Source organism: Burkholderia sp. SIMBA_062, assembly GCF_046534765.1.
Classification (GTDB): Bacteria; Pseudomonadota; Gammaproteobacteria; order Burkholderiales; family Burkholderiaceae; genus Burkholderia; species Burkholderia ambifaria.
The window spans coordinates 25543-40604 of record NZ_JAWRYD010000007.1; the positions used below are offsets into that span (position 1 = coordinate 25543).

Below are 15062 nucleotides of genomic sequence, written 5' to 3' on the forward strand. Positions count from 1 at the left end.
TTTATTGAACAAACAGCCGCATCCGCGCGGCGCGCGCCTTTACCGCCCCATCACGGACTTAGCGGCAAATCGTTCCGATACTTTAGACAATTCCGATGATTTTTTCGCGACGAATTGCCAAAAACGCGTTTCCGCAGGCCCGCGCCTACGCATCGGCGGCTCGCGTTGCGCTTGTGAAACACGGTAATCTCTCGGTCTTGCCTGCTCCCGGCAGGCGTCTCACGCCCGATCACGCCAGGTATTCCACCATGACAGCGTCCGCTACTCTCCGCTGGCTCGGGGTGCGCCAGATCGGCGCAACGCTCGTTGCGCTCTGGTGCTGCACCGTTGCCGCGCAGCCCTTGCCGGCCGCCGACCCCGCCCCCCGCACCGCGCCGGTGGCCGCTGCCGCCGCACCGAACGCCACGCCGGAGCCGACCTGCAACGCCGACGGCGGCCCGTCGGGCCGGCCGCCGGTCGGCCTCGTGCTGTCCGGCGGCGGCGCCCGCGGCTACGCGCACCTCGGCGTGCTGAAGGTGCTCGAGGAGAACCGCATCCCGATCGACTGCATCGCCGGCACCAGCATGGGCGCCGTGGTCGGCGGCCTGTATGCGAGCGGCATGGCCGCCGACGAGATGCAACAGCGGCTGTCCGAGGTGAACCTGGCCGACATCGCATTCGACGTGACCGACCGCGCGGACCTGCCGCAAACCAGCCGCGAGGACGAGCGCCTGTACATCAACAGCCTGACGCTCGGCTTCGGCAAGAAAGGCGTGAAGGCGCCGGTCGGCCTCGTACAGGGCAACCGGCTGCAGGCGCTGCTCGCGAACTGGACGGCCGCCGTGCCGACCAACCAGCCGTTCGACCAGTTGCCGATCCCGTATCGCGCGGTCGCGACCGACCTGCAGACGGGCCAGATGGTGGTGCTGGACCACGGCTCGCTGCCGCTCGCGATCCGCGCGAGCATGGCGATGCCCGGCCTGTTCGCGCCGGCCGAGATCAACGGCCGCGCGCTCGTCGACGGCGGGCTCGTCAGCAACCTGCCGGTCGACACCGCGCGGCGGATGGGTGCGAAGGTCGTGATCGCCGTCGACATCGGCTCGCCCCTGCGTCCGCTCGACGCGCTCGCGTCGCCGGCCGACGTGATGCAGCAGATGGTCGGCATCCTGATCCGCCAGAACGTGACGTCGCAGCGCCAGCAGCTCGCCGCGCAGGACGTGCTGCTCACGCCCGACCTCGGCGCGCTCGCGTTCACCGATTTCCAGAACGCGAAGCAGGCGATCGCCGCCGGCGCGGCCGCCGCGACCGCGGCGCTGCCGCGGCTCAAGCGCTTCGCGCTCACGCCGGAACAGTACGCGACCTACCGCTCCGCCCATGCGCAGCCGCTGCCGCCGCCGATCCGCATCACGCGCATCGAGATCAAGACGACCGGCGGCATCCCGAAGCGGGTCGTCAGCGACGCGCTGCACGTGAAACCGGGCGACACCTACGATCCGGCGACCGTCAGCCAGGACCTGCTCAGGCTAACGACCGGCGGCAATTTCGAGAGCGTGACGCAGCAGATCGTGAGCCACGGCGACGAGAACGTGCTCGAGATCGATGCGCGCGAGAAATACTGGGGTCCGAATTTCCTGCTGTTCGGCGTCGGGATGTCGAGCAGTTCGACCGACGAAGGCGGCTTCCGCCTGCACGTCGGCTACCGGCGGCCGTGGCTCACCGAATCGGGGCTCGAATTCCGCGCGGATACGACGATCGGCAGCGACCTGGTGTCGGCGCGCGTCGAATTGCGCCAGCCGTTGCCGGCCGCATACGGTTTCTACATTTCGCCCTATGCGGAATATCAGCGTCGCTACGTGAACCTGTACGACGACAGCGGCGAAGTGAAGCTGAACCAGTATCTGATGCAGACGGCACGCACCGGGATCGACTTCGGGCTGCCGATCGGCCGGCTCGGCGACCTCCGGATGGGCATCGGCTACGCGACCGGGCACGGCTCGCCGAACTACAACCTGCCGTTCTCGCTCGATGACGGCAGCTCGACGCTGATCTGGCCGAGCTTCACGTCGCAGGCGCTGACCGCGCGCGCGCGGCTCGTCATCGATCAGCTCGACGATCCGATGTTCCCCCGCCGGGGCTACTACAGCGAATTCCGTGTCGAACGCTCGCTGTGGTCGCACAACAGCCAGTCCGCGGCGAACCTCGCCGATACGTCGAACACGCCTTACACCGAGATCTACGGCAAGGCGATGATCGCGCAGCAGTTCGGCCGGCACAGTGTCAGCGCGACGATCGAGGGCGGCAAGAGCATCGGCGGGACCAACCTGATCAACGCGTTCAACTTCACGCTCGGCGGGTTCCAGCATCTGGCAGCGTACGCGGCCGACCAGTTGACCGGCAACGAACTCGCGTACGGGAACGTGACTTACATGAACCAGCTGGCGACGTTCAACGCATCGCCGATCAAGGCGCTGTCGGTGGGCGCCAGCGCGGAAGTCGGCAACGTGTGGTCGAGCGGCGTGCAGGTCGGCGGCGGCGCGCTCAAGCAGAGCTATACGTTCTTCACGAGCCTGTCGACCGCGTTCGGTCCGCTATACATGGGCGTCGCGCTCGCGCCGGGCGGGCGGCGCAACATCTACCTGCAGCTCGGCCGCACGTATTGACCGGGCTTGGGCGCTCGCCCCGGCGCGGCGCGGCGACCCCGTTGCCCGGCCGCGGCGGCCGGGCCGTCAGATCGGCCAGCTGATCTCGAAGCGCGCGCCGCCGAGCTCGACCGGGTCGACGACCGCGATCCGGCCGTTGTGCGCGTGCAGCACCTGCCGCGTGATCGCGAGGCCGAGCCCGTAGCCGCCGGTGCGGCGGTCGAGGCGGACGAACGCGTCGAAGATCCTTTCGCGGTCGTCTTCCGGCACGCCCGGGCCGTCGTCCTCGACGAAGATGGCGATGTTGCCGTGCTCGATCGAGATACCGACCACGATCTGCGCGTTCGCATACTTGCTCGCATTGCGCAGCAGGTTGCGCATCGCATACGACATTAGCCGCCGGTCCATCGTCACGCGCAGGTCCGACGCAATTGCGATACGCGACTCGATCGCGCGTTCCGGATACAGCAGCTGCGCATCGCTCACCTGGTGCTCGAACCACGCGACCGGCGCGGTCAGTTCGAGGTTCGACTGCAGCGAACTGTATTCGAGCCGCGCATACGTGAGGCTCATGTCGATCAGCTCCTCGAGCTCGGTCACGTCCTGCGCGATGCTCTCCAGCGCACCGTGATATTCGGCGGCGGAGCCCGGTTCGCGCAGCATCTCGAGCGCGAAGCGCACACGCGCGAGCGGCGTACGCAGTTCGTGCGAGATTCCGTTCGTCAGGTCGCGCTGCGCGGCGATCAGCCGTTCCATGCGCATCGCGAGCGCATTCAGCGTGCGCGCGAGCGGACCGATGATCACGCTGTGCGATTCCCGCGCGCGCGTGTTGAAACGCCCACCGGTGAAGTCGATCGCACGCTCGCGCACCATCACGAGATCCGACCAGACCGGCCGCATCCACCGATACGCGGCGAGCGCGGGCGCGGCGAATATGAACGCGAGCACGATCCAGATGTCGCCCGGCAGCGCATCGAACGCGTGCCACACGACTTCCGGCGACAACGCGACGCCCAGCGCGAGCGCCGGCACGAGCGCGGTCAGCAGCACGAGGCCGAGCAGATGCAGGTAGGTGCGCACGTACAGGCGCGACCAGCTCGGAATGCGGTCGGCGCGCGTGTCGGTCCACGCGCGGCGGAAATGCAGCCAGCGCCATTTGACATAGCGCAGCGTCGAGAGCGGCGGTGCATCGGGGTGCGAAGGCGTGCGTCGGATCATCGCGGCTTCCGGCTATCGTGCGACGCGGGGCTGCGGCGGCCGGCGCCAGCGCGCCGGCGCGGCATCATTCCCACGCATGCTTGCTGAACTGGTAACCCTTGCTGCGGATCGTCTTGATCCGCTGCGGGTTGCCCGCATCGTCGTGCAGCTTGCGGCGCAGCTTCGAGATGCGCCCGTCGATCGTGCGGTCGAGACCGTCGAACTCGACGCCGCGCAGCTGCAGCATCAGGTCGTCGCGGCTGACGACCTCTCCCGCATGGCACACCAGCACCCACAGCAGGTCGAACTCCGCCGACGTGAGGTCGGGCGAGCCGCCGCCGGGCAGCACAACCGAGCGGTCGGTGCGGTCGATCGAGAACTGGCCGAACGTGTAGCGCTCCGGCTGCGCGGCCGGGCTCTCGGCCGCGCGCGCGGGGGCGCGGCGCAACTGCGCCTTGATCCGTGCGAGCAGGATGCGCGGTTCGACCGGCTTGTGCACGTAGTCGTCGGCGCCGAATTCGAGGCCGAGCAGTTCGTCGAACGGCTCGTCGCGCGCCGTCACCATGATGATCACGCCGTCGTACTGCTTGCGCGCTTCGCGGCAGATCTCGAAGCCGTCCTTGCCCGGCAGGTTCACGTCGAGAATGACGAGATCCGGGCGCATGGACAGGATCGCCGGCACGGCGGCGTCACCATGCAGCACAGTGTCGACTTCGTAGTCGTTCTTGCGCAGGTAGCCGGCGATCAGCGTGGACAGGCGGGTGTCGTCTTCGACGAGCAGGATGCGAAAAGACATGGGCAACGGTCGGATCATACGGGGGGACCGCGGCGGCGACGGGCTTGCGCTCGCTGCCGGCCAGCGGCCGAAACGTACCGCATGATACTGCGCCCGCCGCTCGCCCGTTTGGAGATCTCAAAAATAAGGGTGCGATGGCCGCCGCGCTTGACGAACCGGCGCCGAAACGGTTCCATACGGGCTCCCTGGAAACCGGGCCACGCGCCCGCCCTGCCTCACGTGATGAACTACCAGCCGATCCTCCAACGCATCCATACCGAACTCGCCCCCTGGATCGGCCAGGGGCGCGTCGCCGACTACATCCCCGAGCTCGCGAAGGTGCCGGCCGACAAGTTCGGGATGGCCGTCGTGACGCTCGACGGAAACGTTTACACGATCGGCGACGCGCACGAGCGCTTCTCGATCCAGAGCATCTCGAAGCTGTTCGCGTGCACGCTCGCGTTCCAATTGCTGGGCGACGCGCTGTGGGAGCGGGTCGGCCGCGAGCCGTCCGGCACCGCGTTCAACTCGCTGGTCCAGCTCGAGAGCGAGCGCGGCAAGCCGCGCAACCCGTTCATCAATGCCGGCGCGCTGGTCGTCACCGACGTGCTGTGCCGCCGCTTCGTGCGCGCCGAGACGGCGCTCGTTGAATTCGTCCGACGGCTGATCGGCAACAACGATATCGACTACGATTCGCGCGTCGCGCTGTCGGAGTTGCAACACGCGGAACGCAACCGCGCGATGGCGCATTTCATCGCGAGCTTCGGGAATATGCAGATGCCGCCGGAAACGGTGGTCGACGCGTACTGCCGCCAGTGCGCGATCACGATGAACTGCGTCGAGCTCGCGCAAGCCGCGCTGTTTCTCGCGAACGGCGGCGTCGCGCCCGTCACCGGCGAGCGGATCCTCGACGCGAGTTCGGCGAAGCGGCTGTCGGCGCTGATGCTGACCTGCGGCACCTACGACGCGGCGGGCGACTTCGTCTATCGCGTCGGGTTGCCGGCGAAAAGCGGCGTCGGCGGCGGGATCGTCGCGGTGCTGCCGGGCGAAATGGCCGTGTGCGTGTGGGCGCCGGGGCTCGACGCGAACGGGAACTCGCTGGCGGGGACGTTGGCGCTCGAATGGTTGACGACGTATTCGGGGCGGTCGATTTTTTGAGGTTGCGAAGTTAGGCGCAATTCGGAACAGCGTCGTCGCGGCTGCATAATGGCGCCCCCTCGCGGTCACTGACCCACGCGCCCGGGCATCGTCGCGACGCTGACCTCTTCCACTTTGCGCCCCCGCCCCCGCGTCGAAAATCAGCGGCCCATCTAAAAGGTAATCGATTTGAAGTTGTCGTTTGAAGTTCTGGAGGCGCTCGTTGCCATAGACCGCGCGGGCACGTTCGCGGAAGCAGCCGTGCTGATTCATCGCGTACCGTCTGCACTGTCCTACCTGGTGCAAAAGGCAGAGAGCGATCTCGGCGTCATCCTGTTCGATCGCAGCGGGCGGCGTGCGCAGTTGACCGAGGCGGGACGGCTGCTCGTAGAGGATGGTCGTCGTCTGCTCCAGGCGGGCCGGGAGCTGGAAAACAAAGTCCGGGGTGTCCACGCGGGTTGGGAGGCCGAACTCAGACTGTGCCTCGACGAGATCCTTCCGCTCCCGTCGTTGTGGCCGCACGTGCGCGCCTTCTATGACATGAAGCTGACCACACGGCTGCGTCTGTCGACCGAAGTGCTCGGCGGCGTATGGGACGCGCTCGTGACGGGGCGCGCGGATATCGCGATCGGTGCCGCAGGGGAGCCGCCGCACGCGCCGAACATCGCGGCAAGGCCGATCGGCCTGTTGCGCCATGTCTTCGTCGTAGCGCCGCATCACCCGCTCGCCGCCGTCGAACAACCGCTCGACAGCGATACCATTTCAAGTCATCGCGGCGTCGTCATCAGCGACACGTCGCGCGCGCTCGAGCCGAGATCGGTGGCGATTCATGACGGACAACCGGTCATCATCGTGCCGACCCTGGCCGCCAAACTCGACCTCCTTTGCGAAGGCATGGCCGTCGGCATGCTGCCGGCGCCTGTCGTCGAGGAGGCGATCCGTCAGGGAAGGCTCGTCGAGCGGCGCGTAATCGGCGTGCGGGACCATACAACCTGCTACCTCGGCTGGCGCGAGGACAAGACCGGACGCGCATCGAAATGGTGGATCAACCGACTGGATCAGATCGATCTGATCTCCACGCTGTTCAGCGCGCGCGGCATCGCGACCTGAGGGAAATGTTCGTGCCGGGGCGCCCGGTTCTTGCCGGCCCACTAGAATGGTCGACGACATCCACGCAGCGGTCGTTTTTCCGAATCCACCGAAGTGACTTTTGGGAGAGCATCAGTCATGCAACCGGAACACGCTTCAGGTCGCGCAGCCACTCACCACGCAGGCACGGACACCCGCGCGCACGCGCCGATTCCTCGAATCGTGCCGGCGCAAACCGCGTTGGTCGTCATGCATTACCAGACCGACATCCTCGGGCTCTTTCCGTCGGTCGCGCCCACCCTGCTCGCCAACACGCGCAAGCTGTGCGATGCGGCGCGGGCCGGCGGCGTCCATGTCTGTTTCGCCAATCTCCGCTTCAGCCCCGGCTATCCGGAAGTCAGTCCGCGCAACAAGAACGGCCAAGGGATCAAGCAGCTCGGCCTGTTCGTCGACGACGGCCCGTGCCCGGAGCTCGGCCGGCTGGACAGCGAGCCGCTGATCGCCGCGCATCGCGCAAGCGTGTTCTTCGGCACCGACCTGCAGGTGCGGCTCGTCGCGCTGGGTATCGATACGCTGATCCTGGTCGGGATTGCGTCGACCGGCGTCGTGCTGTCGTCGGTTGCGCACGCAAGCGATGCGGATTTCCGGCTGTATACGGTGAAGGACTGCTGCTACGACCCGGATCAGGTCGTGCACGAGCATCTGTTCGCGACAGCGTTCGAGACACGCACCACGGTGCTGTCGCTCGACGATGCGTTGCACTTGCTCGCATAGACGCGCAACGCCCACGCCGCGCCAGCCGGAACGCTTCCGGCCGGCGCATCCTGCGTGACTTCGCGCGTGACTTCGTTCGTTACTTCGCGATATACACGCCCGACGTCGGGCACGTGCCCTGTGTATTGCCGTCCGTCACGAGCGACGCCGCACTCGGAAACTGCGAGGTCGCGGTGGTCTTCACCGCGATCCACGCTTCCGTGAAATAGCTGACGCCGTTGGTCTTCGTGCACTTCAGCGACACCGCGCTGCGCGTATTGCTGCCGAACGCGCCCTCGAACGCGGACAGCAACTGGTTGCGCGTCACCACCTTGCCCGCGTTCGCCTGCAGGAACGTGTTGAACGAGGTGTTGCCGAGCCGGCTGACCATGCCGGTCGCCTCGTTCCAGTAAGTGTCCGGCGTGGCCGAATTCGAGCAGGTGCCGTGCTTGAACCATTCGTGCTTGTCGAGGCACGACGCCACGCCTGGCATGTAGGTCGACAGCGTATTGCGGGTCGCGGTGCTCACCGGATACGCATCCATGCTGCACCACTGGTGCGCGTTGTCGAGATCGATGTCGCTCTGCGGCACGCCACAGTAGAACGGCTGGTTGCCGTCATGCCGGTTCGGCCACAAGCCATGCAGCGACAGGCTCGTCGCCGCATACGTGCCGGCGAGGTTCGTACACTCCGGCGTATCGTGCGACGCGCAGAAGCCGGGCTCCCACGAAGCCGCGAGCAACAGGTAGTCGTAGCTGGTCTGCGCGGTGGCGTGCAGCGAGGCGGATGCGACGGCGAGTGCGGCCGCGGCGCGGGCGAGCGTCTTGAGCATGGCGTTTCCTCGGAAAAGGCTTGCGGTCGCGGGATGCGCCGCAAGATTGTCGAATGTCTGCCCGCGATTGTTGCCGACGCAACATGGCATCAGTATGAAGGTCGACGAAGGAATTCGTGACGTGGCGCAACGCCGATGTGTGCCGACTCGCCGATCGAAGCCTCTGCGCGGCGCCACGCGGTTATTTCGCCGACGCAGCCTCCGATCCACCCGGCGACAGCGCCGCGCTGTCCTGCTCGCGCCACGCGCGGCGCGACGCGATGATCGCCGTCACGGCCGAGCGCGCGACCTTCCACCACGCGAACGGCCGCGGATCGGCGAGCATGCTGAGCGCCCGTGCATAGTCGAGCGTGAGCCCGGGCGTCCAGGCCATCGTCACCGCGCGCTTGCGGATCTGCGCGGCGACCCACAGCTCGGGCGTGAGCAACAGCCGGACGAACGCGCCCCACCCTGCCCGCTCGCCCTTGAGCCGCCACACCGCGCCGTCGAGCGCCGCTTCGAGCGCGTTCGACACGGTGCTCGAGCAGTTGCGGTGCGTGAGGTTGTACGTCACGGTCTGCCGATACGACGACCAGAAGGCGTCCAGCTTCGCCGGATCGTAGTTGCGGATCCGCACGCGCACGGTCGACGGACACCATGCCTTCGATTCCGTCGCATAGTCGGGCTGGAACAATCCGGGCACGTCGTTCTCGCGCGTCGCGCGCAGCAGCCGCGTGAATTCGTCCGGAGAACGATCGATCTCGACGGCCGGATACAGGCTGATGTAGATACCCTCGGGCGACTCCAGCGCCGCATGGCCGGTCGAGATCACGCCGTTGACGTCCACTGCCGCGATGTAGCGGTCGATCACCGGGTAGCGCTGCGCTTCGGCCTTCGACGTGCCGGTGGGCGTCCACACGTGCACGGTGAGCGCGCGCTCGTGATCGGCCGGCGGGCCGTCCCATTCGGATTGCGTGAAGCGCGGAGCGTCGGGCGCCGTGTCGATGTCGGGCACGATCGCCGGCGCCGGCGACGTCACGAACGCGGGGTTGCGCGTGAGCCGCCGCACGCGCGCGGCGAGGCTCAGCATGTGCATCCCGCCGAACATCAGCAGCAGGCCGAGGCAGTACGGCACGGTGCCCGCATAGTGGGTCGGGTACGGCTGGTAGAAGAAGATCGCGAGCAGGATCTCGACGACGCCCCATGCGAACGCAACGTTCCAGCGCCGGTAACGCACCATCCATGCGGACGTGCATTGCAGCAGCCCATCGACGAGGAACAGCGTGCCGAAGATCATCGACAGCAGGAAGTGGCCATGATGATGGCCCGCGAACACGAGCCCGGCGGCCACCACGACCGCGATGCCCTTCACGTAGCGCAGAATGCGCTGCCCGCCGACGCCGCTGCCGGCCACCGCGAGCGTCGCGAGCCCCTCGATCAGGAACAGCCACGCGAACAGTTCGATCGGAAAATGCAGCGCGCCGTCGAGCGCGTCGACGAAGATGCCGACGCCCGCGACGACCCACAGCCAGCCCAGCACGGTCAGCCCGCGCCAGCGCGTTCGCAGATATTCGATGCCCAGCAGCAGCAAGACCAGTCGTACCATTGCGCCCTCGTATCATTTTTTCGGGATACGCGCTGGCCACGCGTCTCCGGTCGTCCCGACCGCGTGTCGTGCGATGCGCAAGCCGGAAGGCGGGGAATGCTGGCCGGCGCGTCATGCGTCGGCATGACCGATGGCGGCCGGCGCGCGCCGCTCTGGCCGAATAATAAGATATGGCGGAGCCGGTTGAAAGCCTGCCCAAAACGTTTCCGGCTGCTTCGGACGCCACGGCATGCTGCAAGCGGCACGATCGGCGGCGTTGCCGCGCAGATTTCCCGTTCGACAACGCGCGCCGGATACGCGAGAATCGCCGCTCCGAGGGCGAAAGCCACCTTAAACCGCAAAGACGGAACAACAAGAAATGCGCATTTCGATCACGCGCCGGCGCCTGCTGGCCGCCGGCATGGCTGCGGCCAGCCTCCCGCTGTCCGGCTGCTTCACGCCGAAGCTGTACAAGGAGAGCGCGTACCACGAACAAGTGTCCGCGTTCATGATCACCGAAGACGGCAAGAAACTCGTCGTCCTCGGCCAGGATTACCATTACATCTTCGATCTGCCAGCCTCGCTGCGGCCCGTGCTGCAGTCCGGCTACCGGAAGTCGCTGCACACCCAGTTCACCGACTTTCGTGGGAACGGCAGCGGCGTGACCGCCACTACCGGATTGTGTTGCCGAAGGACGCATCGGCGGACGATCGACAGGCCGCGACCGCCGACGGCTTCACCGCTGCGCAGGCCGGGCTCGTGCTCGAAGGCGACATCGGCGGCAAGCGCTACTCGACCGAAGGTTTCGCCGACAAGGCCAAGGACAAGGACAACGCCGCACAAGCGTTCAACCGGCCGTACAACGTGTACGTCAGGGAATCGCCGTCCGTGGTCGGCATGGGCTTGCGGATCCTCGCGACGCCGGTCACGGTCGCCGCCGACGGCGTGCTCGTGCTGGGCGGCATCGTGCTCTTGCCGATCGCGGTCATCGCGATCGAGGCGAACGGCGGCCTGCGGATCATGTAACGGCCACGGCTACGGTGACGCTCGCCTGCCATGCACGCGCTCGCACCCCGAACGCAAACCGGAGCATCGACATGACGACCTCGCCGCTTCACACCCCGCCGCTCGGCCCGCAACTCAAACGCTGGCGCACGCTGCGCCGCGTGAAGCAGAGCCATGCGGCCGAGCTGTTCGGCGTCGCGCAATCGACGATCTCGCGCTGGGAAGCCGGTATCCAGCAGATGTCGCCCGACGAGCGCGCGACGGCCGAGCGGCTGCTTGCCGCGCGTCTCGATTCGGCCGGCGACCACGCGCTCGCGCGGCTGATCGCGAGCAGCACGGCCCGCATGCATCTCGTGTGCGACCTCACGCACCGTCTGCTCGCCTGCTCGCCGTCGCGCGCCGCCGAGTTCTCGCGGCCGCTGCCGATGTTGCTCGGTACCTCGCTGTGGCGCTATGCGTCGCCGGAAATCGTGCGCATGGAAGCCGCGCTCGACCCGCTCGGCTGGCACGATCGCGCGGGGCCGCCGAGCGTCGAATTCGCGACCGGCACCAATGCGTCGCGCGTCGTGCCGATCCGCGGCAGCACCTGCCGGTGGACGCGCATGACGCTGTCTGACGGCTCCGCCGCGCGGCTCGTCGAAACGCTGTAGCACGCGTACCAGTCGCCGGGGGCTCGACGCGCCACGCATATTTCATGCGTGGACGCGACGCGTGCGCTCGGCGTACGCTTGACGGCTCCATTCACGCATTGCGCTGACGATGAACCTCGACACGATCCACGCGCGGCTCGATTTCCTGCGCGAAGCCGAACGCCTGAAAGACGTGCTGCGCAGCGGCCACACGTCGACGGGCCGCCGCGAAAGCACCGCGGAGCACAGCTGGCGACTGTGCCTGATGGCGCTCGTGTTCGCCGATGCGCTCCCCGACGTCGACACGACAAAGCTGCTGAAATTGTGCGTCGTCCACGATCTCGGCGAAGCGCTGCACGGCGACATCCCCGCGATCGAGCAGGCCGCGCATCCGGACAAGAGCACGCACGAACGCGACGACCTGCTGACGCTGACGGCCGGGCTCGATCGCGCGCTGCGCGACGAGATCGTCGCGCTGTGGGATGAATACGAGGCGGCCGAATCACGGGAAGCGCGCGCCGCGAAGGCGCTCGACAAGCTGGAGACGATCCTGCAGCACAACCAGGGCAGCAATCCGCCCGACTTCGACTACGCGTTCAATCTCGGCTACGGGCGGCGCTACACGGACGCGACGCCGCTGTTCGGCGCGATCCGCGCGATCGTCGACGCGGACACGCAACGCCGGATCGACGCGCGCGGCGACGGCGCGTAAGCGCGCGGAACCGGCGGCGCGGGCGGCTCGTGTTCTCGATCGAGCTTCCGATCTACACGGCGCATCGCGCAGCGCGCGTCATTCACACACCGCCCCCCTGCGCCCCACCGGCGCGAACGCCACCGCGCTCGCGGTCGCGAGCACGGCCACGCCGGCCGCGCCATACACCATCACGCAGCCGAACCCGTGCACGAGCGCCGCGTGCAGCGCCGTGCCGGTCGGGTCGGCCTGCGCGAGCGCCGGCGCGATCGCCTGCAACCCGTCGGTGCGGCCGGACGCGATCTGCTGCGCCAGCGTGCGCAACGCCTCCGCATCAACCGCCCACGCCACCCCCGCCTTCAGGCTCGAGACGATCCCCGCGACCAGCACGAAGCCCATCGCCGCGATATTCAGCGCGAGCGAGATCATCCGCGCGCTCATGTCGATGCCCGACGCCATCCCGGCCCGCGAACCCGGCACCGCGCCCGTCGTCGTGTTCGTGACCGGCGTGTTGGTCAGCCCGAGCCCGATGCCGGCGATCACGCAGCCCGGCAGCATCGTGAGCCAGCTCGCATCGTCGACGCCGCTGCCGATCCGCATCAGCGCGAAACCAGCCGAGATCGTGAACAGGCCGCCCGGAATGACGACGCCAGGCCCGTAGCGCAGCGCGAGCCGCTCGCCGAACGGCGGCGCGACCAGCGTCGGCAGCGTGTAGGCGAGCAGCGCGAGGCCGGCCGTCACGCTGTCGTACCCAAGCGCGACCTGGAACCAGATCGGCAGGTAGATCATGAACGGCCAGAAACTGAAGTTCATCCCCATCGAACCGAAGATCGCGCCGGTGAACGCCCGAATCCGGAACACGGAGAAGTCGAACATCGGCCGCGCGCTCACGCGCTCCGCGACGACGAAGCCCGCCAGCGCAAGCACGGTCGCGCCTAGGACGCCGAGGCCGGCCGCGCTCGTGAGCCCAAGCTCCGCGCTTTGGGTGATATAGAACGCGAGGCCGAGCACGGCGAGCGACAGCGTGACGATGCCCGCGACGTCGAGCGTGCCCGCATGGGGATCGCGCGACTCCCGCACCGCGCCGCCGATCAGCACGAGCGCGACGGCCGCGAGCGGTGCGTGGACGAGAAACACCCAAGGCCAGCTCGCCAGTGCGACGATCGCGCCGCCAACGATCGGCCCGAAGCCGAGGCCGATCCCGAACACGATTCCCCAGATCCCGAACGCGCGGCCGCGCTCGCGCCCTTCGCGGAACTGATGCGACAGCACCGCGATCTGGCAGATCAGCATCGCGCCGCCGCTCGCGCCCTGCAGCAGCCGGCCGGCGACGAGCACCGGCACGTTCGGCGCGAGCCCGCACAGCAACGACGTCGCGCCGAACAGCACGGTGCCGATCACGTACACGCGCTTGCGGCCGAAGCGGTCGGCGAGCGTGCCGGCCGCCATCAGCACCGTGGTGCACGCGATCGTGTACGCGTTCATGATCCACTGCATGCCGTTGAAGTCGCCGTGCAGCACGTGTTCGAGCGTCGGCAGGATCACCGGCACGCTCGAGATCTCGAGGCCGAACATCAACGACGTGAGACAGACGGCCGCGAGCGCGACCGCATTCCTGCGGGAGTCGGATAGCGTCATACGTATTGCGCGACGACCCGCAACAGGCCGCGCGCCTCCAGGTGAGAAGGATTCGCCGCGTGCGGCCGGCAACGCACGCTGGACGGGATTCGGTACTATAGTGAGAATCCTCCTCCCCATTGACGCGTCCTTTTCTCCAGACTGGGGAACTACAGGACGCAATCAGCGCAACCCGCCATGACCGACAGACTCGACGGCGTCACGACCTTCGTCCAGGTAGTGGAATCCGGCAGCTTCGCGCTTGCCGCGGAACGGCTCGACATGACGCGCTCGGCGGTCGGCAAGGCGATCGCGCGGCTCGAGAAACGGCTCGGCGCGCGACTGCTGCAGCGCACGACGCGCAGCCAGAGCCTGACCGACGACGGTCAGGCGTACTACGACCGCTGCGTGCGTGCGCTGTCGGAACTCGAAGCGGCGGAAGCCGATCTCGATTGCGGCCGCAACGAAGCGCGCGGCAAGCTGCGGCTGAGCGTGCCGCTCGCGTTCGGGCATCACTGCGTGACGCCGATCGTGCTCGATCTCGCACGCACCTATCCGCACCTGCGGATCGACGTGTCGATCACCGACCGTTTCGTCGATCTGGTCGAGGAAGGAATCGATCTCGCGGTGCGGATCGGCACGCTGGCGGACAGCACGAGCCTCGCGGTGCGGCGGCTGGGCACGCAGTACGGCAGCCTCGGCGCAGCGCCGTCGTATCTCGCGCGCTACGGGATGCCGCAATCGCTCGACGACCTGCGGAATCACCGGACGATCGCGTATTCGCGCTCGGGCGTCGCGCAGCCGTGGGATCTGCGCGCGCCGGACGGCTCGACCGTGCGCGTCGACATGCAGCACCAGCTCAGCTTCGACGACGTGCAGGCGATCGCGGCGGCCGGTGCGGCGGGGTTCGGGATCGCGTGGCTACCGAGCTGGCTGCTCGATCATTACGTGAAGCGCGGCGAGATGGTTGTCGTACTCGACCGCTGCTTCGTGTGCGAAGGCGACATCCACGCGATCTGGCCGAAAACGCGCTACCTGCCGCGCAAGACGCGCTGCGTGATCGACGCGCTCGTGCAGGCGGTGCCGCCGATGATCGAGCGCTGAGCGCAGAAGAAAAGAACGGAAATGCGCTGAAACCGACGCGCCGCACGGGCG

The 15062-nt window shown here is 67.6% G+C and carries 13 protein-coding genes; 8 read left to right on the forward strand and 5 right to left on the reverse strand.

Annotated elements, in window-relative coordinates:
* The first annotated feature begins 248 nt into the window (after positions 1-248).
* The gene (locus SB786_RS09305) at positions 249-2639 is read left to right on the forward strand and encodes a patatin-like phospholipase family protein (RefSeq protein ID WP_410727208.1); all 2391 of its coding nucleotides are present in this window, start codon (positions 249-251) and stop codon (positions 2637-2639) included.
* 66 nt (positions 2640-2705) lie between these two features.
* Here the strand turns inward: SB786_RS09305 and SB786_RS09310 are convergent, their stop codons facing one another.
* The gene (locus SB786_RS09310; protein WP_410727209.1) at positions 2706-3836 is read right to left on the reverse strand and encodes an ATP-binding protein; all 1131 of its coding nucleotides are present in this window, start codon (positions 3834-3836) and stop codon (positions 2706-2708) included.
* A 64-nt stretch (positions 3837-3900) separates the two neighbouring features.
* The gene (locus SB786_RS09315; protein WP_410727210.1) at positions 3901-4611 is read right to left on the reverse strand and encodes a response regulator; all 711 of its coding nucleotides are present in this window, start codon (positions 4609-4611) and stop codon (positions 3901-3903) included.
* A 222-nt stretch (positions 4612-4833) separates the two neighbouring features.
* On the opposite strand from SB786_RS09315, the gene SB786_RS09320 reads away from it, so the two are divergent.
* The 3 genes from SB786_RS09320 (at position 4834) to SB786_RS09330 (ending at position 7590) form a co-directional block, all read left to right on the forward strand.
* Positions 4834-5748, forward strand: a complete 915-nt coding sequence (locus tag SB786_RS09320) for a glutaminase (protein ID WP_006761699.1) — start codon at positions 4834-4836, stop codon at positions 5746-5748.
* Between the two features lie 168 nt (positions 5749-5916).
* Positions 5917-6837, forward strand: coding sequence for a LysR family transcriptional regulator (locus SB786_RS09325; protein ID WP_410727211.1), 921 nt, complete (start codon positions 5917-5919; stop codon positions 6835-6837).
* A gap of 117 nt (positions 6838-6954) precedes the next feature.
* On the forward strand, positions 6955-7590 hold the full coding sequence (locus SB786_RS09330; RefSeq protein ID WP_410727212.1) for an isochorismatase family cysteine hydrolase: 636 nt from the start codon (positions 6955-6957) through the stop codon (positions 7588-7590).
* 79 nt (positions 7591-7669) lie between these two features.
* Here the strand turns inward: SB786_RS09330 and SB786_RS09335 are convergent, their stop codons facing one another.
* Together SB786_RS09335 and SB786_RS09340 are read right to left on the reverse strand one after the other, a co-directional pair.
* On the reverse strand, positions 7670-8401 hold the full coding sequence (locus SB786_RS09335; protein WP_410727213.1) for a ribonuclease T2: 732 nt from the start codon (positions 8399-8401) through the stop codon (positions 7670-7672).
* Between the two features lie 181 nt (positions 8402-8582).
* A complete protein-coding gene (locus SB786_RS09340; RefSeq protein WP_410727214.1) occupies positions 8583-9986 on the reverse strand; it encodes an HdeD family acid-resistance protein in 1404 nt (467 codons plus the stop codon).
* A gap of 663 nt (positions 9987-10649) precedes the next feature.
* On the opposite strand from SB786_RS09340, the gene SB786_RS09345 reads away from it, so the two are divergent.
* From SB786_RS09345 to SB786_RS09355, 3 genes are all read left to right on the forward strand, one after another.
* Positions 10650-10991: a hypothetical protein gene (locus tag SB786_RS09345; protein WP_410727215.1), complete on the forward strand. Its 342-nt coding sequence runs from the start codon at positions 10650-10652 to the stop codon at positions 10989-10991.
* Positions 10992-11062: 71 nt separating this feature from the next.
* On the forward strand, positions 11063-11620 hold the full coding sequence (locus SB786_RS09350) for a helix-turn-helix domain-containing protein (protein WP_006761407.1): 558 nt from the start codon (positions 11063-11065) through the stop codon (positions 11618-11620).
* 109 nt (positions 11621-11729) lie between these two features.
* The gene (locus SB786_RS09355; RefSeq protein ID WP_138849378.1) at positions 11730-12311 is read left to right on the forward strand and encodes an HD domain-containing protein; all 582 of its coding nucleotides are present in this window, start codon (positions 11730-11732) and stop codon (positions 12309-12311) included.
* A gap of 78 nt (positions 12312-12389) precedes the next feature.
* On the opposite strand, the gene SB786_RS09360 is transcribed toward SB786_RS09355, so the two are convergent.
* Positions 12390-13928, reverse strand: coding sequence for an MFS transporter (locus SB786_RS09360; protein ID WP_410727216.1), 1539 nt, complete (start codon positions 13926-13928; stop codon positions 12390-12392).
* A gap of 177 nt (positions 13929-14105) precedes the next feature.
* Here SB786_RS09360 and SB786_RS09365 point away from each other — a divergent pair, with 177 nt between their 5' ends.
* Positions 14106-15011 carry a LysR family transcriptional regulator gene (locus SB786_RS09365; RefSeq protein ID WP_175671174.1) on the forward strand — a complete coding sequence of 302 codons (906 nt, stop codon included), beginning with the start codon at positions 14106-14108 and terminating at the stop codon, positions 15009-15011.
* Positions 15012-15062 lie beyond the last annotated feature (51 nt).